This window comes from Pseudomonas sp. UBA6699 (assembly GCF_002454615.1).
GTDB classification, from domain to species: domain Bacteria; phylum Pseudomonadota; class Gammaproteobacteria; order Pseudomonadales; family Pseudomonadaceae; genus Aquipseudomonas; species Aquipseudomonas juntendi.
Map to the genome: position 1 here is coordinate 1 of NZ_DKJF01000108.1, position 20,310 is coordinate 20,310.

The following is a 20,310-nucleotide window of genomic DNA, read 5'->3' on the forward strand; positions in this document are numbered from 1 at the left end:
GAGCGATCGGCCTCCCCGGAAGTGCTTCTTCAGCCTGACGAGAATATCTTCTCCCGCCAGGCCAGTCACAACATACAAGCAGCGACCGCAGCTCGCGATGCGCCGCGCGGGCGGCGCTCGATCTCACAGGCACTGAAGATGCAGCGGCTACCCTTGCCAGGAACCATACAATCTCCCACAGGATCACCACAGGCGCTGCATATCTTCTGACAAACACCTGTCAGCCCTAAGGCGATCCCTGTGGAAGCTGGCTTGCCTGCGATAGGGCCGGCAAGGCCTCAGCGCAGTTCAGCCTCTGGCACCGTCGTGCGCTGCGCAATCGCTTCGGGCCGCCACTGCTGGCGGGCCACGGCCAATACTTCAGCCGGCGTTGCCAGCAGCAACTGCGGGTCAGTCGCCTGCCCCAGCGCCCGCAACGCCCGCAACAACAGCGGCGTCGCCTGCTCGGCCTGCAACGGCGGCGAACGGTATGACTTGCCAAGCTTGTGGCCGTCCGGCTGCACGATCAGCGGTATGTGCAGATAGCGCGGCTGCGAAAAGCCCAGCAGCTCTTGCAGGTACAACTGGCGCGGGGTGTTGTCGAGCAGGTCGGCACCGCGCACGATGTCGGTGACACCTTGCCAGGCGTCGTCCAGTACCACGGCCAGCTGGTAGGCATACAGGCCATCGCGGCGCTGTATCACGAAATCGCCCACGTCGCGGCCCAGGTGCTGCTGGTAAACGCCTTGTACGCGGTCGCTGAAACGGTAGATCAGCTCTGGCACCCGCAAGCGGATCGCCGCACCCTCGCGCGCATGCCCGGCGTTACGGCACAGGCCTGGGTAGATGCCGCCATAGGCCTCCAGTTGCTTGCGCGAGCAGGTGCAGGCATAGGCCAGGCCCATGTTGAACAGGCGGTCGACCACCGCGGCATAGGCGTCGTGGCGCTGGCTTTGAAACACCACTTCGCCGTCCCAGTGCAGGCCGTAGCGTTCGAGGGTTTGCAAGATGGCGTCACGGGCGCCGGGCATTTCCCGGGGCGGGTCGGTGTCTTCCACACGCAGTAGCCAGCGGCCGTCGACCGCGCGGGCATCCAGCCAGGAGGCGAGTGCAGCCACCAGTGAGCCAAAGTGCAGGAAACCGCTGGGGGTGGGGGCAAAGCGCCCAATGTAGCTGGAGTTGGTCATGGTCTGGCTGGGTATATAAATGCAACGGGGCGCATGATGCGCCCCGTTCGGTGGGAAGAAAGATCAGCCTTTGCCGACCGTTTTTTCCTTTTTCTCGGCGATTTCCTTGCAGTCGAAGCACAGGTCGGCGGTAGGGCGGGCTTCCAGACGGCGCAGGCCGATCTCGATGCCGCACGACTCGCACCAGCCGTATTCGTCGGCCTTGATCTTGTCGAGGGTCTTGTCGATTTTCTTGATCAGCTTGCGCTCGCGGTCGCGGTTGCGCAGCTCAAGGGCGAATTCTTCTTCCTGGCTGGCACGATCGGCCGGGTCGGGGAAGTTGGCTGCCTCGTCCTTCATGTGATCCACAGTGCGGTCCACACTGGTCATCAGCTCTTGCTTCCAGGCGCCGAGAAGCTTGGTGAAGTGCTTTTTCATGGGCTCACCCATGTATTCTTCACCCTTGGACTCTACGTAAGGCTCGACACCGTACATGGTCTGACCGGTTTTTTGCTTTTCTACGGTGGACATGAATAGACCGCCTCTCACTCATCTGATCCAATGCGCAGGATGCTCCATCTCCGGCGACCGCCGGCCCTGCGACTGCGAGCCGCCGAACTTACCAGATAGATCGGGGGTGCGCTAGCCCGCCCGATCCTGCTAACAGACACCGGCCTGAGCGGTACGTTCGATTGCTTACGCAGGTAGAATCATCAGTTTAGCCGCTATTGAGAGAAGGTCATGGCCCACCCCTACAGCGCGCGCAGCCGCGCCATCGAACCTTTCCATGTCATGGCACTGCTGGCGCGGGCCAACGAGCTGCAGGCGGCCGGCCACGACGTGATCCACCTGGAAATCGGCGAGCCGGACTTCACCACCGCAGCACCGATTGTGGCTGCGGGCCAGGCCGCGCTGGCCGCCGGCCACACCCGCTATACCGCCGCACGCGGCCTGCCGGCGCTGCGCGAAGCGATAGCCGGGTTCTATGCACAGCGCTATGGCCTGAGCATCGACCCGCAGCGCATTCTCATTACTCCAGGCGGCTCAGGCGCCCTGTTACTGGCCAGCAGCCTGCTGGTCGACCCCGGCAAGCACTGGCTGCTGGCTGACCCGGGCTACCCGTGTAACCGCCACTTCCTGCGCCTGGTAGAAGGCGGGGCGCAACTGGTACCGGTCGGCCCGGAGGTGAACTACCAGTTGACCGCCGACCTGGTGCAGCGCTACTGGGACCAGGATACCGTTGGCGCCTTGGTCGCCTCGCCGGCCAACCCGACCGGCACGGTGCTGGGCCGTACCGAACTGGCCAGCCTGGCCAAGGCCACCCGTGAACGGCACGGCCACTTGGTAGTCGACGAGATTTACCATGGGCTGACGTACGGCATGGATGCGCCCAGCGTGCTGGAAGTGGATGACTCGGCGTTCGTCCTGAATAGTTTTTCCAAGTATTTCGGTATGACCGGCTGGCGCCTTGGCTGGCTGGTGGCTCCACCGCAGGCCGTGGCCGACCTGGAGAAACTGGCGCAGAACCTGTACATCAGTGCGCCGAGCATGGCACAGCATGCTGCGCTGGCGTGCTTCCAGCCCGAAACCCTGGCCATCTTCGAACAGCGTCGCGCCGAATTTGCCCGCCGCCGCGACTACCTGCTGCCGGCGCTGCGCGAGCTGGGTTTGCGCATTGCCGTTGAGCCGCAGGGGGCGTTCTATCTATATGCCGATATCAGCGCTTATGGCGGTGATGCGTTTGCCTTCTGCCGGCATTTCCTGGAGACCGAACACGTGGCCTTCACCCCGGGCCTGGACTTCGGTCGCCACCTGGCCGGGCACCATGTGCGCTTTGCCTACACGCAAAGCCTGCCGCGCCTGGAGGAGGCGGTGCATCGCATTGCCCGTGGCTTGCGGAGCTGGCAAGGCTGATGCTTTTTTCACCTCCACTCGAACACGGCCGCCTGCTGCGCCGCTACAAACGGTTCCTGGCCGATATCGAACTGGCCAGCGGCGACCAGTTGACCATCCACTGCCCGAATACCGGCTCCATGCTCAATTGCATGCGTGAAGGCGGGCGGGTGTGGTTCAGCCGCTCCAACGACCCCAAGCGCAAACTGCCGGGCACCTGGGAAATCAGCGAAACCCCACAGGGCCGGTTGGCGTGCGTGAATACCGGGCGGGCCAATGCCCTGGTCGAAGAGGCGCTGCACGCCGGTACGATCGCCGAGCTGGCCGGGTTCACGGCACTCAGGCGTGAGGTGGCGTATGGCGAGGAGGGCAGCCGCATCGACTTCCGCCTGGAGTTCGACGGTGCCCCGGCCTACGTCGAGGTCAAGAGCGTGACCCTGGGCTACCCCGATAGCCCGGTTGCGGCGTTTCCCGATGCGGTGACCCAGCGCGGGGCCAAGCACCTGCGCGAGCTGGCGAAGCTGGCCAGCCAAGGCATACGGGCGGTGCAACTGTATTGCGTCAACCTGACCGGCATCGACGCGGTGCGCCCTGCCGAGGAGATCGATGCCGCTTACGCCCAGGCGTTGCGTGCTGCGGTGGCGGGCGGGGTGGAAGTGCTGGCATACGGCACGCGCCTGGACCCGCAGGGTATCGTCATCGACCGCCGCTTGCCGGTGCTGCTCAACCCTTGAGCCAGACGCCCTGGGTGTCTTCATGGCAGCCCAGGGCCTGCAACTGCTCACCGTCACAGGGGCCGGCCACGCATTCGCCGCTCTCGATCAGGAACAGCGCGCCGTGATGGCCGCACTGGATCAGGCTCGCGCTGTCATCGAGAAACCGCTCCTGTGCCCAGTTCAACGGGATGCCCTTGTGCGGGCAGCGGTTGCGGTACAGGTAGACCTGGCCCTGGCGGCGCACGCCGAACAGTTGCAGGCCGTCTACGCTGAAGGCGCGTGCCTGGCCCTCGGCCAGGCTGGGTGATGTACAGAGAAAATGCATGGCAGTACGACTCGTGAAACAGATGATGGCTTGACGCGTCAATGCGAATAATTATCAAATTGCCCGCATTCGCTGCGTTCGGCCGTCCATGGTGCGCAGTTCCGCCGCTCGCCACAAGGCGTGCAGCTCGCCTTCAGAAGGAACCCGATGATGCGTCGTCCCGTCGCTTTGCTCGCCTTGTGTGCAAGCCTTGTGCTCTCTAGCCAGGCCCTGGCGGCAGAGCTGCCGCAACGCTGGGTCAGCGCCGGCGGCGCGCTGAGCGAGTGGATATGCGCGTTGGGTGGTGAAGCGCGGCTGGTGGGGGTGGACACGACCAGTCAGCACCCAGCTTCGTTGAAGTCGCTGCCCAGCGTGGGGTACCAGCGCCAGCTGTCGGCCGAGGGCGTGCTCAGCCTGCGCCCGGATGTGCTAGTGGGTACCGAAGAAATGGGCCCGCCGCCGGTACTGGCGCAAATCCGCAAGGCCGGTGTGCGTGTCGAGCTGTTTTCCAGCAAGGCCGAGCTGGCGGCGGTAGACAGCAACCTCAAGCAGTTGGGGCAACTGCTGGGTGCAGAACCCCAGGCCACTGCGCTGGCCGCGGGTTACCATCAGCAACTGCAAACCTTGCAGGCCAAGGTCCAGCAGGCCCAGGCGCAGCACAAGGCACCGGGCGTGTTGCTGCTGGTCGGGCACGCTGGGGCCAAGCCGCTGATCGCCGGGCAGGGCACCGCCGGTGACTGGCTGCTGGGCCAGGCCGGTGGGCGCAACCTGGCAGAGCATCAGGGCTACAAGCAGTTCTCGAACGAAGCATTGGCTGCCCTGGACCCGGATGTGATCGTGTTTTCCGACCGGGCGCTGGCCGATGAGCAGGCGCTGCAGGCTTTGTTGAAAGAAAACCCGGCGCTGGCGGCTTCGCGTGCCGTGGGTGGACAACGCCTGGTGTCGCTTGACCCCACGCTGCTGGTCGGTGGGCTTGGGCCGCGCCTGCCGGCGACCTTGCAATCACTGGCAGCTACCTTCTACCCGGCAGCCAAGGCCAGCTTCGCACAATGAAACAGCGGGTCCAGCCACGTACGTTGTTCATTTGCCTGAGCCTGCTGTGCCTGCTGTCGGTGTGGCTGTCGCTGGCGCTGGGGCCGGTCAGCCTGCCGCTGTTCGATACCCTGCGTGCGGGCCTGCGGTTGATGGGCCTGCCCGTTACCGCCGACGGCTTGCAGCAGGCCGAAATGATCCTTGGCCAGATCCGCCTGCCGCGCACCTTGCTTGGGCTGGCAGTGGGCGCGGTGCTGGCGTTGTCCGGGGTCGCCATGCAGGGGTTGTTCCGTAATCCGCTGGCCGATCCGGGTTTGGTCGGGGTGGCCGCCGGGGCGGCCGTGGGCGCGGCGCTCGCTATTGTCGGCGGGGCCTGGTTCGGCGGCCTGCCAGAGGCCATTGCACCCTATTTGCTGTCGTTCTGTGCCTTTGTCGGGGGCCTTGGCGTGACGGCGCTGGTCTACCGCCTGGGCCGCCGCGATGGGCAGACCAACGTGGCCACCATGCTGCTGGCCGGGGTCGCGATGACGGCACTGGGCGGCGCGGTGGTGGGGCTGTTCTCGTACCTGGCCGATGACGCCACGTTGCGTACGTTGACCTTCTGGAACCTGGGCAGCCTCAACGGTGCCAGCTACGACCGGCTATGGCCGTTATTGCTGGTGGCGGCGGGTGTGGCACTGTGGCTGCCACGGCGGGCCAAAGCGCTGAATGCCTTGCTTTTGGGGGAATCCGAGGCCCGCCACCTGGGCGTTGATGTGGAGCGGCTCAAGCGCGAACTGGTGTTCTGCACGGCGCTTGGGGTGGGTGCGGCTGTTGCGGCTGCCGGCCTGATCGGCTTCATCGGGCTGGTGGTGCCGCACCTGGTGCGTTTGCTGGCCGGGCCGGATCACCGGGTGTTGTTGCCAGCCTCGCTGCTGGCTGGCGGTGTGCTCATGCTGTTTGCCGACCTGGCGGCACGGCTGCTGCTGGCACCTGCCGAGTTGCCGATCGGCATTGTCACGGCCTTTGTCGGGGCGCCGTTCTTTCTGTTCCTGCTGGTGCGAGGGCGCAGCTGATGTTGCATGCCGAGGGCCTGCACTTGCGGCGGGGCAGCAACGAGGTGCTGCATGACATTGATCTGCAATTGCCCCCCGGCCAGGTGGTGGGCGTGCTCGGCCCCAACGGCGCGGGTAAGAGCAGCCTGTTGGGCGTGATGTGTGGCGAGCTGGTGCCAGACCGTGGGCGGGTGACGTTGCAGGGGCGCGGCCTCGGTGATTGGCCTGGACAAGAGCGGGCCCGGCGCCTGGCCGTATTGCCTCAGGTGTCGAGCCTGGGGTTTTCGTTCAGCGTCGAGGAAGTGGTGGCCATGGGCCGCATGCCGCACGGCACCGGGCAGCGGCGCGACGCCGAAATTGTCGAAGCGGCGTTGCAGGCAGCAGATGCCTGGCACCTGGTAGGGCGCAGTTACCTGGCGTTGTCCGGCGGCGAGCGGCAACGCGTGCACCTTGCCCGTGTGCTGGCACAGTTGTGGCCGGGGGAGCAGGGCACTACCTTGTTGCTCGATGAGCCCACCTCGATGCTCGACCCGCTGCACCAGCACACTACCCTGGAGGCTGTGCGCCGCTTTGCCGACCGCGGCGCCGCGGTGCTGGTGATCTTGCATGACCTGAACCTGGCGGCGCGCTACTGTGACCGGATCCTGTTGCTGGAGCAGGGGCGTTGCCATGCCTTTGCCTCGCCTGAACAGGTGCTGACGCCGGCAGCGTTGAAGGCCGTGTACGGGATCGACGTGCTGGTGCAGGCACATCCTGAGCGTGGCCACCCGCTGATCATTACCCGTTAAAGCCGGCCCGATCGTGGTCGTGAGCGGCCGCTACCCATGGAGCTTCTGCCAATGCGACACCCGCTGTTGTCCGGTTTTTCGCTGTGCATGTTACTGGTATTGGGCGGCTGCCAGGCCAGCCTGCCACCGTTGCCTGCCTGGCAGAGCACCGAAGGGCGCACGCATGCCCAGCTTGGGCAGGTGGTCGATCTCGGCAGCGGGCAGGTAATCAGCCCGGACCAACTGGTACAGCGTTTGGCTACCGCACCGCGAGTACTGGTCGGCGAAAAACATGACAACCCCGACCACCACGCACTGCAAGTGTGGTTGCTGCACGCCCTGCAGAGCCAGCGTGCCCAGGGCAGCCTATTGCTGGAGATGCTGCAACCTGAACAGCAGCCGCGGGTGGACAGGCTCAAAAGGCAACCCTTGCCGGCAGACTTGCCCATCGCACTGGCGTGGCAGGAGGGCTGGGACTGGCAGTTGTACGGGCCGATCGTGCGTGCAGCCCTGCAACAGCAGGTCCCCCTGCTGGCCGCCAACCTTTCCCCAAGTGAAATGCGCCACGCCTACCGGCAGCCGGCGCCATTGGCGGGCGAGAAATCCAATGCCGCGACGGTCAGGGCGAGCTTGCTGCAGCAGGTACGCACCGGGCATTGCGGGATGCTGCCGGAAAGCCAGCTACCGGCGATGCTGGCCGTGCAGCAGCAGCGTGACCGGCGCATGGCCGAGCGCTTGCTGGCGGCGCCGCAACCGGCACTGCTGTTTGCCGGGGCCTATCACGTGCGTAAGGACCTGGGCGTGCCGTTGCACCTGAGTGACTTGGGTGCGCAGGGTGCGAGCAAGGTGCTGATGCTGGCCGAGGTGGGCGAGAAGGTTGATGCCGGTGAGGCCGATTACGTGTGGTACACGGCGGCGACGCCAGAGCAGGATTATTGCGCGCAGCTGAAACGATAAGACATGGAAACCTTGGGCAAAAAAAAGACCCGGCAAATTGCCGGGTCAATAACCGTGATTAGCCTGATGAGGAGATAATCTGAGAGTCCGAACCAGGGGCTCTTAGCTTATCCAACCAGTCTCGCGACCAGTTGTGATAATCATAACAATTCTCATTTAGCCGTCAATCCCCTTTTCGCGCTTATTTTGGATTTTTTTGCGCGGGGTTTTTCGCATCCAGTTGTTGGTTGAGGGCTTCCTTGCGTTCGAGTGGCAAATCGTTCCAGTGCATATCCAGCAGGGCGCCTTCTATGGCATACAACAGCACCTTCGATGCGCGAAACCCTCGCGTCTTCACGGCCTGGTATGCACCCACCGCACCCAGGCGGCGCAGATCCGATGCACTGTGAATGCCGGCCGCATGCAGCCACTGCGCAGAGGTCTTGCCAAGGTTTTTCAGATGCTGCAATTCATCGTTCATCGAGCCTCCTTGCGATGGCTGAACGTGTCATGGGGAGATAAATCGCGAGCAGGTCAGAGAGGAGTGTAGCGGGGGTTGGGGAATACGCGGCTTTTTGCCATCGGGGCGATGAGATGCCCTGTGCCGGCCTCTTCGCGGGCTCGCCCGCTCCCACAGGTTCGGCGCAGCCTTCAGGGGCTGTGGTTTACCTGTAGGAGGGGCAAGCCCGCGAAGGGCCGGCCCAGGAAACCGGCTAGCTTACAAGCCAGGCAGACGCTGGCGAATCTGCTCGATCACCTGGTCCATGCTGCCAGCAGTCTGGGTGTCAACGTGGGTGCTCTGCACCAGCTCCTGCGTATCCAGCGCCTCTCGGCTGGCCTGCTGCGCCTTGACCACCTCCAGGGTGGCATCCGACGGGTCGCTGTTCTCGGCCTGGCGCTGCTCCAGCCAGCTGGCGATTACCGCGTCCGGCGCGTGGCAGTCCAGAATCAGGAACGGCACGCCAGTCTGGCTGGCGACCTCGGCCGCAGCCTGGCGCTGTTCGCGTTTGAGGTAGGTGGCATCCAGCACCACCGGGAACCCTGCCCGTAGTACGGTCGCGGCGACTTCGTGCAGGCGCCGGTAAGTGGCAGTGCTGGCCTCCTCGGCATAGATGCCGGTGCTGAGCTGGGCGGCCTCAACCTGCTGCTGTTCGCCGTACAAGCGCTTGCGCTCTACGTCGGAACGCACGCGCACCGCGCCCAGGGCCTCGACCATGCGCATGGCCACATGGCTTTTGCCCACTGCCGATACGCCGTGGGTGATGGCCAGCAGGCGCGAAGGGATGGCGCTGTAGCTTTCTGCCAGGTTGGCGTAGTTGCGGTAGGTGCGCAGGGTGGTGGCACGCTGCACGCCATCGGCATTGGCCGGCATGCTGAACAGTGCGACCTTGGCCCGTACCAGTGCGCGGTAGGCCTTGTAGAAGTTGAGCAGCTCCAGGCCTTCGTAGTCGCCGGTCAGTTCCAGGTACTGGCTGATGAAGCGCCGGGCCAGACACTTGAGGCCGCGGTCTTCCAAGTCCATCGCCAGGAAGCCGGTGTCGGCGTAGACGTCGGTCAGGCGGAACGGTTCGTTGAATTCGATGCAGTCGAAGATCACCACCTGGCCATCGATCAGCGTGGCGTTGCCCAGGTGAATGTCACCGTGGCATTCGCGAATGAAGCCATTGGCCTTGCGTTTTTCCAGCAGGCCATGCAGGCGCTCGAAGCTGCTGCGTGCCCAGGCTTGCAGGGCGTCTAGCTGTTGCAGGTCGGCCTTGTCGCTGAGGAACGGGCGAATCTGCTCGAAGTTCTGCTCCACCGGCGCCATGACGGCCTCCGGCGTGCCCAGTGGGTGCTCGACCGGTACCCGCGGGGCCTGCAGGTGGAATTCGGCAATCTGCCGGGCCATCTGGTCGATGTGCGTGGCGTTCAGTTCGCCATTGGCCTGCAAGGTGCTGAGCATCTGGCCTTGGGGGAACTGGCGCATCTTCAGTGCATATTCGATGGCCTGGCCTTCGCCGGCGAGCTGCGGCGCATCGGCGCTACCGGTGATCGGCAAAACGTCCAGGTACAGGCCGTCGGTCAGGCGCTGGTTCAGGCGCAATTCTTCGTTACAGAAATGCTGGCGCTGGTCCAGGCCAGTGAAGTCGAGAAAGCCGAAGTTCATCGGTTTCTTGATCTTGTAGGCGTACTCGCCCGTCAGCAGCACCCAGGAGATATGCGTCTCGATGAGCTGGAACCCGTCCACGGGGTGGGGGTACAGGGCGGGGTTCTGCAACGCAGTGATAAGAGCTTGGCTCACGGCAAATCCTTCCGGGGGCAGGGAATTCGAATGCATCATTATGGTCAATGGTGCCGTCCCTGCCTACCGCCGGGCCGCCTGCCCAGTCTTTCCAAAGTGCGTATAATCCGCCGTCATGACTCGAACCCGAACTCCCCGTACCCCTCAAAAACGCCCGACCGGCCGCTCCCGCGCCTGGCTGGGCTGGGCTTTGAAGCTCAGCCTGGTAGGCCTGGTGATCGTCGCCGGCTTCGCGGTTTACCTCGATGCCGTTGTCCAGGAGAAGTTCTCTGGCAAGCGCTGGACCATCCCGGCCAAGGTGTATGCACGGCCGTTGGAGCTGTTCACCGGCCAGAAACTGAGCAAGAACGACTTCCTCACCGAGCTCGACGCGCTTGGCTACCGGCGTGAAAGCGCGGTCAACGGCCCGGGGGCGGCGGCCGTCAACGGCAACACCGTCGACCTCAACACCCGTGGCTTCCAGTTCTACGAGGGCATGGAGCCCGCGCAGTTCGTGCGCGTACGCTTCTCCGGCGATTACGTGGCCGGCCTTTCCGGGGCCAATGGCAAGGCGCTTGACGTGGTGCGCCTGGAGCCGCTGATGATCGGCGGTATCTACCCGAAAAACCTTGAAGACCGCATTCTGATCAAGATCGACCAGGTGCCCAAGTACCTGCTCGAGACCCTGGTTGCCACGGAAGATCGCGACTTCTACAGCCACCATGGCGTGTCGCCCAAGTCCATCGCCCGGGCCATGTGGGTGAATACTTCATCCGGCTCGATGCGCCAGGGTGGCAGTACCTTGACCCAGCAGCTGGTGAAGAACTTCTACCTCAGCAGCGAGCGCAGCCTCAGCCGCAAAGTGACCGAGGCGATGATGGCGGTGCTGCTTGAACTGCATTACGACAAGCGCGAAATTCTCGAGGCCTACCTCAACGAGGTCTTTGTCGGGCAGGACGGCCAGCGTGCCGTGCACGGCTTCGGCCTGGCCAGCCAGTTCTTCTTCAGCCAGCCGCTGTCGGAGTTGAAGCTGCACCAGATCGCCTTGTTGGTGGGCATGGTCAAGGGCCCGTCCTACTACAACCCGCGGCGTTACCCTGAACGTGCCTTGGCCCGCCGCAACCTGGTGCTCGACCTGGTGGCCGAACAAGGCGTGGCCAGCCAGGAGGAGGTCGATGCAGCGAAGAAGATGCCGCTGGGCGTGACCAAACGTGGCAGCCTGGCCGACAGCTCGTTCCCGGCCTTCCTCGACCTGGTCAAGCGGCAGTTGCGCCAGGACTACCGCGATGAAGACTTGACCGAGGAAGGCTTGCGTATCTTTACCAGCTTCGACCCGATCCTGCAGATGAAGGCCGAAGCCTCGATGAGCGAGACGTTCAAGCGCCTGGCCGGGCGCAAAGGGGCGGACGAGGTCGAATCGGCGATGGTCGTGACCAACCCGGAAACCGGTGAGGTACAGGCCCTGATCGGCAGCCGCCAGGCAGGTTTCGCCGGCTTCAACCGCGCCATCGATGCCTCGCGGCCGATCGGCTCGCTGGTCAAGCCGGCTGTCTACCTGACCGCGCTGGAGCAGCCGAGCAAGTACACCCTGACCAGCTGGGTGCAGGATGAGCCGTTTTCGGTCAAAGGGGGCGACGGCCAGGTCTGGCGCCCACAAAACTATGACCGCCGCCCGCACGGCACGATCTACCTGTACCAGGGGCTGGCCAATTCCTACAACCTGTCCACTGCCAAGATCGGCCTGGAAGTGGGGGTGCCAAACGTGATCAAGACCATCGGCCGGCTGGGGGTGAATGTCGACTGGCCAGCCTTCCCGGCCATGCTGCTGGGGGCTGGCGGCATGTCGCCGATGCAGGTCGCGACCATGTACCAGACCATTGCCAATGGTGGCTTCAACACGCCGATGCGCGGTATTCGCAGCGTGCTTACCGCCGAGGGTGAACCGCTCAAGCGCTACCCGTTCCAGATCCAGCAAACCTTCGACCCGGGTGCCATCTACCTGGTGCAGAACGCCATGCAGCGAGTGATGCGTGAAGGTACCGGGCGCTCGGTGTACAACACCTTGCCGCGCTCGTTGACCCTGGCGGGCAAGACCGGTACCAGCAACGACTCGCGCGACAGCTGGTTCTCTGGTTTCAGCCAGGATTTGCTGGCGGTAGTGTGGATGGGCCGCGACGATAACGGGAAAACACCGTTCACCGGCGCCACCGGTGCCCTGCAGGTATGGACCAGCTTCATGAAGAAGGCCGACCCGCTGCCGCTGGACATGCCGCAACCGGACAACGTGGTACAGGCCTGGATCGACCCCTACAGCGGCCAAGGGTCTGACGGCAGCTGTCCGGGAGCGGTACAGATGCCGTATATTCGCGGCAGTGAACCGCCCGCTGGCGCAACCTGTGGCGGCGAGCAGAATCCAGCTGAATCGGTCATGGACTGGGTCAAGGGCTGGATGAATTAAGCGCAGGCTGCATTGATGAGGTGTGACGTGAACAAGTGGCTGTTTCCTGCCGTGACGGCGCTGGCTGTGCTCCAGGGGTGCTCCAGCGTCCCACGCGGCAATATTCCGGTGGTCGATTCGAGCACCCGCGTGTCGAACAGCGAGCGCGTGTCTGCCAACCGCCCGGCGGGTGGTTACAATGCTGGCACCGCGCAAGCGCAAACAATGCCTGAGGATTCCGGCGTCACCGTGATGATCCCGCAGGGCGCAGGCGCTTCGGGCATCCAGACCTTCCCAGCGGCCAATGGCGCGGCGCCGATCAGCACCGCGCCGATCACGCCGGGGCCGATCACTACCGGGCCGGCCACGTCGGCGCCCATGACCACCAACCCCAACCCGATCGCCGACGAACCGTTCGATATCGCGGCGATGAACAGCGCCCCACAAAGCACCAGTGCCCCCACCGGTATTCCGCGCAGCAACACGGCTGCAGGTGGCCTGGCGGCTGACGAGCAACTGGACGGCCCAGTACTGGCACTGCTAACCACCGCCACCACCCAGCAGGGCAGTGGCGATTTCAACGGCGCTGCTTCCAGCCTGGAGCGTGCCCAGCGCATTGCCCCGCGCGAACCGCAGGTGCTCTACCGCCTGGCCCAGGTGCGTTTGTCGCAAGGCGATGCCCCGCAGGCCGAGCAGCTGGCGCGTCGCGCCCTGACCTACGCCAACGGCCGCCCCAGCCTGCAGGCCGAACTGTGGAACACCATCGCACAGGCCCGTGAAAAACAGGGCGATAGCGCTGGCGCCGCCTTGGCCCGGCAAAAAGCGCGGGTCAGTTCCTGATGATCGAGCAACGTATTCTGGACATCGCCGACCACCTGCTGCTGATCGAGCGTGAGCTGCAGGTGCAAGGCTGGTGGGAGCACGAGCCACCGAGCGACGAGGCGCTGGCCAGCACGGTGCCCTTCGCCGTCGATACCTTGCGTTTCGAGCAATGGCTGCAATGGATCTTCCTGCAACGCATGAAGATCATCATCGAGCTCGGCCAGCCGCTGCCAAATGCCTCCAGCATCCTGGTCATGGCCGAAACGGTGTTTGCCGACCGGCCGGAGCAAAGTCGTGAGCTGCGCCGGCTGTTGGCAGCTTTTGACCAATTGATCGCTCCTTCTGCCTGATTTCTTCAGTTTTTTCGTCAAGGGCCGCAGATTGTGGCCCTTTTTTATGGAAATCTTATTAATTCTGCTGCTGAAGCGATTTTTAGTGGTTGCAAGAATTCATCTCGGGGAAAAATTGGCAATAATTTTTCTTGACTTGTGCGCGCCGAATCACAAGAATCCAACTTCCGCTTTAGAGGGACTGCCAGAAGCAGACCCGCTAAGCAGATCATGAGGCGCACACCCGCGCCGACCTGTTACACCCCGCAACGCGTTACCTCGCGCTGGGTGGGAAAACCCCGCAACACTCTGGGGCGCTCCCAATACTTGCTCAGTCAGTGCTGACGTTCGCTCATGCTCTGCTTGGCAGTAAACCTATTAAGACCCGTCCTGAAGGGGCGGTATTCTGGCGTTTTAGAGGTGAACAACGTGGAGCTTTTATCTGGCGCTGAGATGGTCGTCCGCTTCTTGCGTGACGAAGGCGTTAAGCACATCTACGGGTACCCTGGTGGTGCTCTCCTGCATGTTTACGACGCGCTGTTCAAAGAACCGGAAGTGGAACACATCCTGGTTCGTCACGAACAGGCGGCAACCCATATGGCGGACGGCTACGCCCGCGCCACCGGCAAGGCCGGTGTGGTGCTGGTAACCTCCGGCCCGGGCGCGACCAATGCCATCACCGGTATTGCTACCGCCTACATGGACTCGATTCCGATGGTCATCCTGTCCGGCCAGGTACCTAGCACCATGGTAGGTACCGATGCCTTCCAGGAAACCGACATGATCGGTATCTCGCGGCCGATCGTGAAGCACAGCTTCATGATCAAGCACCCGACCGAGATCCCTGAAATTCTGAAAAAGGCGTTCTACCTGGCGCAATCCGGTCGCCCAGGTCCAGTCGTGGTCGACATTCCAAAAGACATGACCAACCCGGCTGAAAAGTTCGAATACGTCTACCCGAAAAAGGTCAAGCTGCGCTCGTACAGCCCAGCGGTCCGTGGCCACTCCGGCCAGATCCGCAAGGCGGCCGAGATGCTGCTGGCTGCCAAGCGCCCAATCGTCTACGCCGGTGGCGGTGTGATCCTGGGCGGTGGCTCCGAAGCGCTGACCGAAATCGCCAAGTCGCTGAACCTGCCTGTCACCAACACCCTCATGGGGTTGGGCGGCTTCCCGGGTACTGATCGCCAGTTCCTCGGCATGCTCGGCATGCACGGCAGCTACACCGCCAACATGGCCATGCACAATGCCGACGTGATCTTCGCCGTCGGTGCGCGTTTCGACGACCGCGTGGTCAACGGCCCGGCCAAGTTCTGCCCGAATGCCAAGATCATCCATGTCGATATCGACCCGGCGTCGATCTCGAAGATGATCAAAGCCGATGTACCTATCGTTGGCCCGGTCGACAGCGTGCTCAGCGAAATGCTCGGCATCCTCAAGGAAATCGGCGAGCAGCCCGACAAGGCCGCGCTGGATGCCTGGTGGAAGCAGATCGACGAGTGGCGTGGCAATGGTGAGCTGTTCCCTTACGACAAGGGCGACGGCAATGTCATCAAGCCGCAGAAAGTCATCGAGACCCTGTGCGAAGTGACCAAAGGCGATGCCTTCGTCACCTCCGACGTAGGTCAGCACCAGATGTTCGCGGCGCAGTACTACCGTTTCAACAAGCCGAACCGCTGGATCAACTCCGGTGGCCTGGGCACCATGGGCTTCGGCTTCCCGGCGGCGATGGGCATCAAGCTCAACTTCCCGGACCAGGACGTGGCCTGCGTGACCGGCGAAGGCAGCATCCAGATGAACATCCAGGAGCTGTCCACCTGCATGCAGTACGGCCTGCCGGTGAAGATCGTCAACCTGAACAACGGGGTGTTGGGCATGGTCCGCCAATGGCAGGACATGGCCTACAACGGTCGTCACTCGCACTCGTATGTCGAGTCGCTGCCTGACTTCATCAAGCTGGCCGAGGCCTATGGCCATGTGGGTATCCGCATCACCAGCCTGAAGGACCTCAAGCCGATGCTGGAAGAAGCGTTTGCGATGAAGGACCGCCTGGTATTCATCGACATCGCGGTTGACCGCAGTGAGCACGTCTATCCGATGCAGATCAAGGATGGCTCGATGCGTGACATGTGGCTGAGCAAGACGGAGCGTACCTGATATGCGGCATATCATTTCCCTGCTGCTGGAAAACGAACCCGGTGCTTTGTCCCGTGTGGTCGGCCTGTTCTCCCAGCGCAACTACAACATTGAAAGCCTGACCGTGGCGCCGACCGAAGACCCGACCCTGTCGCGTCTGACGCTGACCACCGTTGGCCATGACGAAGTGATCGAACAGATCACCAAGAACCTGAACAAGCTGGTCGAAGTGGTCAAGCTCGTCGACCTGTCGGAAAGCGCCCACATCGAGCGCGAGCTGATGCTGGTCAAGGTCAAGGCCACCGGTGCCCAGCGCGCCGAGATCAAGCGCACCACGGATATCTTCCGTGGCCAGATCGTCGATGTGACTGCCAGCGTGTACACCGTACAACTGAGCGGTACCAGCGACAAACTGGACAGCTTCATCCAGGCCATCGGCACCGCATCGATTCTCGAAACCGTGCGCAGCGGCGTTACCGGCATTGCCCGTGGCGACAAAGTGCTCAGCATCTGAATTTAAAAATTAGCGATGGCTCCGCAGGGGGCCGAGATATAACCAGGGGTATTTTCATGAAAGTTTTCTACGATAAAGACTGCGACCTTTCCATCATCCAGGGCAAGAAAGTCGCCATCATCGGTTACGGCTCCCAGGGCCACGCTCAGGCGTGCAACCTGAAGGACTCCGGTGTAGACGTTACCGTCGGTCTGCGTAAAGGTTCGGCTACCGTTGCCAAGGCTGAAGCCCACGGCCTGAAAGTTGCCGATGTTGCTACCGCTGTCGCTGCGGCTGACCTGGTGATGATCCTGACCCCGGACGAGTTCCAGGGCACGCTGTACAAGAACGAAATCGAGCCGAACATCAAGAAGGGCGCTACCCTGGCCTTCTCCCACGGTTTCTCGATCCACTACAACCAGGTTGTGCCGCGCGCCGACCTGGACGTGATCATGATCGCGCCGAAAGCGCCAGGCCACACCGTGCGCTCCGAGTTCGTCAAGGGCGGTGGTATCCCTGACCTGATCGCGATCTACCAGGACGCTTCGGGCAACGCCAAGAACGTCGCCCTGTCCTACGCCGCTGGCGTGGGTGGTGGCCGTACCGGCATCATCGAAACCACCTTCAAGGACGAGACCGAAACCGACCTGTTCGGTGAGCAGGCCGTCCTGTGCGGTGGTACCGTAGAGCTGGTCAAAGCCGGTTTCGAAACCCTGGTTGAAGCTGGCTACGCGCCGGAAATGGCCTACTTCGAATGCCTGCACGAGCTGAAGTTGATCGTTGACCTCATGTACGAAGGCGGTATCGCCAACATGAACTACTCGATCTCCAACAACGCAGAGTACGGTGAGTACGTCACCGGCCCAGAAGTCATCAACGAAGAATCCCGCAAGGCCATGCGCAACGCACTGAAGCGCATCCAGGACGGCGAGTACGCGAAGATGTTCATCTCCGAAGGCGCCACCAACTACCCATCGATGACCGCCAAGCGTCGTAACAACGCTTCGCACGGCATCGAGATCATCGGTGAGCAACTGCGCTCGATGATGCCTTGGATTTCGGCGAACAAGATCGTCGACAAAGCCAAGAACTAAGTAGCATCGCAACATGAAAAACGCGGCTTCGGCCGCGTTTTTTCGTTCTGGCAGTCAGCATCTGGTATAAAGCAGACCAGTGGCCTGCCGTCAGAACCTGTTTCGCGGGCCCGTGTCGAACATTTTCCATCCTGTTGCAAGGTACCCTCCATGAGCGAACGTCCCGAAGAGCCGAACAAGCCCTCCGACGCCGAAAGCCTGCTACCGGTCGATGAGCACGTTGAAGAAGGCCATGACGCCGAAGGTCGCAAGGTGCGCCACCGCGGCATCTACCTGCTGCCCAACCTGTTCACCACCGCCAACCTGTTTGCCGGCTTTTATTCCATCATCAGCTCGATGAGCGCACAGAGCGCCCTGAGCGCTGGCGACCCGCGTGAAGCGAGCAAGTATTTCGCGTTTGCCGCCATTGCCATCTTCGTGGCCATGGTGCTCGATGGCCTCGACGGCCGTGTCGCGCGCATGACCAATACCCAAAGCGCGTTCGGCGCCGAGTATGACTCGCTGTCGGACATGGTCGCCTTCGGTGTGGCCCCGGCCTTGCTGGCCTTCGGCTGGGCGTTGGGTGACATGGGCAAGGTTGGCTGGATGGTCGCCTTCATCTATGTTGCCGGCGCCGCGCTGCGCCTGGCACGCTTCAACACCCAGGTCGGCACCGCCGACAAGCGCTACTTCATCGGCCTGGCCAGCCCGGCTGCCGCGGGTGTTGTGGCCGGCACCGTGTGGGCGTTCAGCGACTACGGTATTCAGGGCTCCAAGCTGTCGTTCCTGGTGGCGCTGTTGGTGGCGGCTGCAGGCATGCTGATGGTCAGTAACATCAAGTACAACAGCTTCAAGGAGCTGGACCTCAAGGGCCGTGTGCCATTTGTGGCCATCCTTGCCGTGGTGCTGGTGTTTGCCGTGGTGTTCAGCGACCCGCCGCGTATCCTGCTGCTGATCTTCCTCGCCTACGCGGCTTCGGGGCCTATCCAGTTCCTGCTCAAGTCGCGCCGCCGTAAAGCGTAAAAAACGCTTAACGCTGGAATAACCCGCCGGCTCCATAGTCTTACTGGTACGTCCGTTACCCAGTGCTATGGAGCCGCTCATGCTCATCAAGCTTCCCAGGTCGTCCGAGTGCAAGGCATCGGAGATCACCCCCGAAGGCATTTACCTGTCCCGTCGTACCTTGTTGGGTGGCTCGTTGGCCGGCCTGGCCCTGGGCGCATTGCCCGGTGTTGGTCGTTCGGCCGAGGCCAGCCGTTATGCCGATGTCGAGCCGGGCAAGGCGCCTGGCTGGTTCACGGAAAAGCTCGGTGCCACGCAGTGGCAGGCAGTCACGGCCAAAGGGGAGGCGATCACGCCGTTCAAAGACGCTACCCACTACAACAACTTCTATGAGTTCGGCCCCGACAAGGGCGACCCGGCGGCCAATGGCGACAGCCTGAAAACCGAACCTTGGTCGGTTGTGGTGGATGGTGAAGTCGGCAAGCCTGGGCGCTATGCCCTGGAAGACTTCGTCAAACCCTACCAACTTGAAGAGCGCATCTACCGGCTGCGTTGTGTAGAGGCCTGGTCGATGGTCATTCCGTGGCTGGGGTTCCCATTGGCTCAGGTACTGAAGCAGGTCGAGCCGACGTCGAAGGCCCGGTACGTGCGTTTCGAAACGCTGAAAGACCCGGAGCATATGCCTGGCCAACGCTCGGGCTTTGCGCTGATTGACTGGCCTTATAGAGAAGGGCTGCGGCTGGACGAAGCGATGCACCCCTTGGCGGTTCTTGCGGTAGGCATGTATGGCCGCGAGTTGCCCAACCAGAATGGTGCACCGCTGCGGCTGGTGGTGCCGTGGAAGTATGGTTTCAAGAGCATCAAGTCGATCGTGCGCATCAGCCTGGTGGCCGAGCAGCCCGGAACTACCTGGCAGGGCCTGGCACCCGATGAATATGGGTTCTACGCCAATGTGAACCCCACTGTCGATCACCCGCGCTGGAGCCAGGCGCGGGAGCGGCGGCTGCCTAGCGGGCTTTTCAGTCCCAATGTGCGGGAGACGCAAATGTTCAATGGCTATGCCGACGAAGTGGCCTCGCTCTATGCCGGGCTCGACCTGCGGAAGAACTACTGATGCGCTATCCCTGGTTTCGTCTGGCGATCTTTATTGTGGGCTGCCTGTTTCCTGCCTGGTGGTTGTACGAAGCGGCTACGGGGTTGCTGGGGCCTGACCCGGGCAAGATCATGATGGACCGGTTGGGGCTTGGCGCGCTGATCTTCCTGCTGGTGACCTTGAGCATGACGCCGCTGCAGAAGCTGACGGGGTGGTCGGGTTGGATCGTGGTGCGGCGGCAGCTGGGGTTATGGGTGTTTGCGTATATCGTGCTGCACATTCTCTGTTACCTGTTCTTTATTCTCGGGCTGGATTGGGGGCAGTTGGCGGTGGAGCTGCGCAAGCGGCCTTACATTATTGTCGGGGCGCTGGGGTTTCTTGGGTTGTTGGCGTTGGCGGTTACCTCGAACCGGTATAGCCAGCGGCGGCTTGGGGCGCGGTGGAAGAAGCTGCACAGGTTGGTGTATGCGGTGTTGGGGTTGGGGTTGCTGCATTTCTTGTGGATCGTGCGTTCGGATCTGCGGGAGTGGGCGGTTTATGCGTTTGTTGGGGTTGTGTTGATGGGGCTGAGGGTTCCGGCGGTTTCGCGGAGGTTGGCTGGGTTGGTCAGGCGGTAGGGGGGGGTGAGTTGGGTTCAGGTTGGGCAATGGGCCTGTCTATAGATAGTGGTGGGGTTGGGAGGCGTACGCCGCAACACATCCAGCGCCTGTGAGATCGAGCGCCGCCCGCGCGGCGCTCGATCTCACAGGCGCTGAAAATGTTGTGGCGAACACTTCGCGGCCTCAAAACAGCCTTCGCCTGGACTATTTCAAATAAATGAAATTAAAGGTTGACGCCCTCT

General features: G+C 62.7%; 21 protein-coding genes. 16 read left to right on the forward strand and 5 right to left on the reverse strand.

Features of this window, described 5'->3' with window-relative positions:
* Positions 1–210, forward strand: a 210-nt coding sequence (locus B3361_RS20995) for a hypothetical protein (protein WP_286920347.1), incomplete at its 5' end; no start/stop codon positions are given.
* Positions 211–278: 68 nt separating this feature from the next.
* Here the strand turns inward: B3361_RS20995 and gluQRS are convergent.
* Positions 279–1,166, reverse strand: a complete 888-nt coding sequence (gene gluQRS, locus B3361_RS21000; protein ID WP_029886411.1) for a tRNA glutamyl-Q(34) synthetase GluQRS — start codon at positions 1,164–1,166, stop codon at positions 279–281.
* A 63-nt stretch (positions 1,167–1,229) separates the two neighbouring features.
* On the reverse strand, positions 1,230–1,676 hold the full coding sequence (gene dksA, locus B3361_RS21005; protein WP_009685370.1) for an RNA polymerase-binding protein DksA: 447 nt from the start codon (positions 1,674–1,676) through the stop codon (positions 1,230–1,232).
* 210 nt (positions 1,677–1,886) lie between these two features.
* Here dksA and B3361_RS21010 point away from each other — a divergent pair, with 210 nt between their 5' ends.
* Together B3361_RS21010 and sfsA are read left to right on the forward strand one after the other, a co-directional pair.
* A complete protein-coding gene (locus tag B3361_RS21010) occupies positions 1,887–3,059 on the forward strand; it encodes a pyridoxal phosphate-dependent aminotransferase (RefSeq protein WP_054905999.1) in 1,173 nt (390 codons plus the stop codon).
* Entirely contained in the window at positions 3,059–3,772 is a 714-nt protein-coding gene (gene sfsA, locus B3361_RS21015; RefSeq protein ID WP_286920348.1) for a DNA/RNA nuclease SfsA, read from the forward strand. Before B3361_RS21010 ends, sfsA begins: the two co-directional genes overlap by 1 nt.
* Here the strand turns inward: sfsA and B3361_RS21020 are convergent.
* Positions 3,762–4,079 (reverse strand): Rieske (2Fe-2S) protein, encoded by a 318-nt coding sequence (locus tag B3361_RS21020; RefSeq protein WP_009685374.1) that lies wholly within the window; start codon positions 4,077–4,079, stop codon positions 3,762–3,764. The genes sfsA and B3361_RS21020 overlap by 11 nt on opposite strands.
* Before the next feature lie 147 nt (positions 4,080–4,226).
* Between B3361_RS21020 and B3361_RS21025 the strand changes: the two genes are divergently transcribed.
* The 4 genes from B3361_RS21025 to B3361_RS21040 are packed head-to-tail and all read left to right on the forward strand — an operon-like array spanning position 4,227 to position 7,848.
* Positions 4,227–5,111, forward strand: coding sequence for a heme/hemin ABC transporter substrate-binding protein (locus tag B3361_RS21025; RefSeq protein ID WP_054905997.1), 885 nt, complete (start codon positions 4,227–4,229; stop codon positions 5,109–5,111).
* 50 nt (positions 5,112–5,161) lie between these two features.
* Positions 5,162–6,145 carry a FecCD family ABC transporter permease gene (locus B3361_RS21030; RefSeq protein WP_166524995.1) on the forward strand — a complete coding sequence of 328 codons (984 nt, stop codon included), beginning with the start codon at positions 5,162–5,164 and terminating at the stop codon, positions 6,143–6,145.
* Positions 6,145–6,912 carry a heme ABC transporter ATP-binding protein gene (locus B3361_RS21035; RefSeq protein WP_009685378.1) on the forward strand — a complete coding sequence of 256 codons (768 nt, stop codon included), beginning with the start codon at positions 6,145–6,147 and terminating at the stop codon, positions 6,910–6,912. The genes B3361_RS21030 and B3361_RS21035 overlap by 1 nt, the downstream gene beginning before the upstream one ends.
* A gap of 51 nt (positions 6,913–6,963) precedes the next feature.
* The gene (locus tag B3361_RS21040; protein WP_054905995.1) at positions 6,964–7,848 is read left to right on the forward strand and encodes a ChaN family lipoprotein; all 885 of its coding nucleotides are present in this window, start codon (positions 6,964–6,966) and stop codon (positions 7,846–7,848) included.
* 181 nt (positions 7,849–8,029) lie between these two features.
* Here the strand turns inward: B3361_RS21040 and B3361_RS21045 are convergent, their stop codons facing one another.
* The gene (locus B3361_RS21045) at positions 8,030–8,308 is read right to left on the reverse strand and encodes a TfoX/Sxy family protein (RefSeq protein WP_009685380.1); all 279 of its coding nucleotides are present in this window, start codon (positions 8,306–8,308) and stop codon (positions 8,030–8,032) included.
* Between the two features lie 237 nt (positions 8,309–8,545).
* Positions 8,546–10,108 (reverse strand): AAA family ATPase, encoded by a 1,563-nt coding sequence (locus B3361_RS21050; RefSeq protein WP_009685381.1) that lies wholly within the window; start codon positions 10,106–10,108, stop codon positions 8,546–8,548.
* Positions 10,109–10,223: 115 nt separating this feature from the next.
* On the opposite strand from B3361_RS21050, the gene mrcB reads away from it, so the two are divergent.
* From mrcB to msrQ, 9 genes are all read left to right on the forward strand, one after another.
* Positions 10,224–12,545, forward strand: coding sequence for a penicillin-binding protein 1B (mrcB, locus tag B3361_RS21055; RefSeq protein WP_054905994.1), 2,322 nt, complete (start codon positions 10,224–10,226; stop codon positions 12,543–12,545).
* A gap of 15 nt (positions 12,546–12,560) precedes the next feature.
* Positions 12,561–13,364, forward strand: coding sequence for a tetratricopeptide repeat protein (locus tag B3361_RS21060; RefSeq protein ID WP_033690908.1), 804 nt, complete (start codon positions 12,561–12,563; stop codon positions 13,362–13,364).
* On the forward strand, positions 13,364–13,696 hold the full coding sequence (locus tag B3361_RS21065; protein WP_054905993.1) for a YqcC family protein: 333 nt from the start codon (positions 13,364–13,366) through the stop codon (positions 13,694–13,696). Before B3361_RS21060 ends, B3361_RS21065 begins: the two co-directional genes overlap by 1 nt.
* A 408-nt stretch (positions 13,697–14,104) precedes the next feature.
* Positions 14,105–15,829, forward strand: coding sequence for an acetolactate synthase 3 large subunit (locus B3361_RS21070; protein ID WP_009685385.1), 1,725 nt, complete (start codon positions 14,105–14,107; stop codon positions 15,827–15,829).
* Position 15,830: 1 nt separating this feature from the next.
* Positions 15,831–16,322, forward strand: coding sequence for an acetolactate synthase small subunit (gene ilvN / locus B3361_RS21075; RefSeq protein WP_003250040.1), 492 nt, complete (start codon positions 15,831–15,833; stop codon positions 16,320–16,322).
* A 56-nt stretch (positions 16,323–16,378) separates the two neighbouring features.
* Positions 16,379–17,395, forward strand: coding sequence for a ketol-acid reductoisomerase (gene ilvC / locus B3361_RS21080; protein ID WP_009685386.1), 1,017 nt, complete (start codon positions 16,379–16,381; stop codon positions 17,393–17,395).
* A gap of 150 nt (positions 17,396–17,545) precedes the next feature.
* Positions 17,546–18,397: a CDP-diacylglycerol--serine O-phosphatidyltransferase gene (pssA, locus tag B3361_RS21085; RefSeq protein ID WP_009685387.1), complete on the forward strand. Its 852-nt coding sequence runs from the start codon at positions 17,546–17,548 to the stop codon at positions 18,395–18,397.
* A 79-nt stretch (positions 18,398–18,476) separates the two neighbouring features.
* A complete protein-coding gene (msrP, locus tag B3361_RS21090; RefSeq protein ID WP_054905992.1) occupies positions 18,477–19,490 on the forward strand; it encodes a protein-methionine-sulfoxide reductase catalytic subunit MsrP in 1,014 nt (337 codons plus the stop codon).
* Positions 19,490–20,086, forward strand: a complete 597-nt coding sequence (gene msrQ / locus B3361_RS21095) for a protein-methionine-sulfoxide reductase heme-binding subunit MsrQ (RefSeq protein ID WP_054905991.1) — start codon at positions 19,490–19,492, stop codon at positions 20,084–20,086. The genes msrP and msrQ overlap by 1 nt, the downstream gene beginning before the upstream one ends.
* Positions 20,087–20,310: the final 224 nt, after the last annotated feature.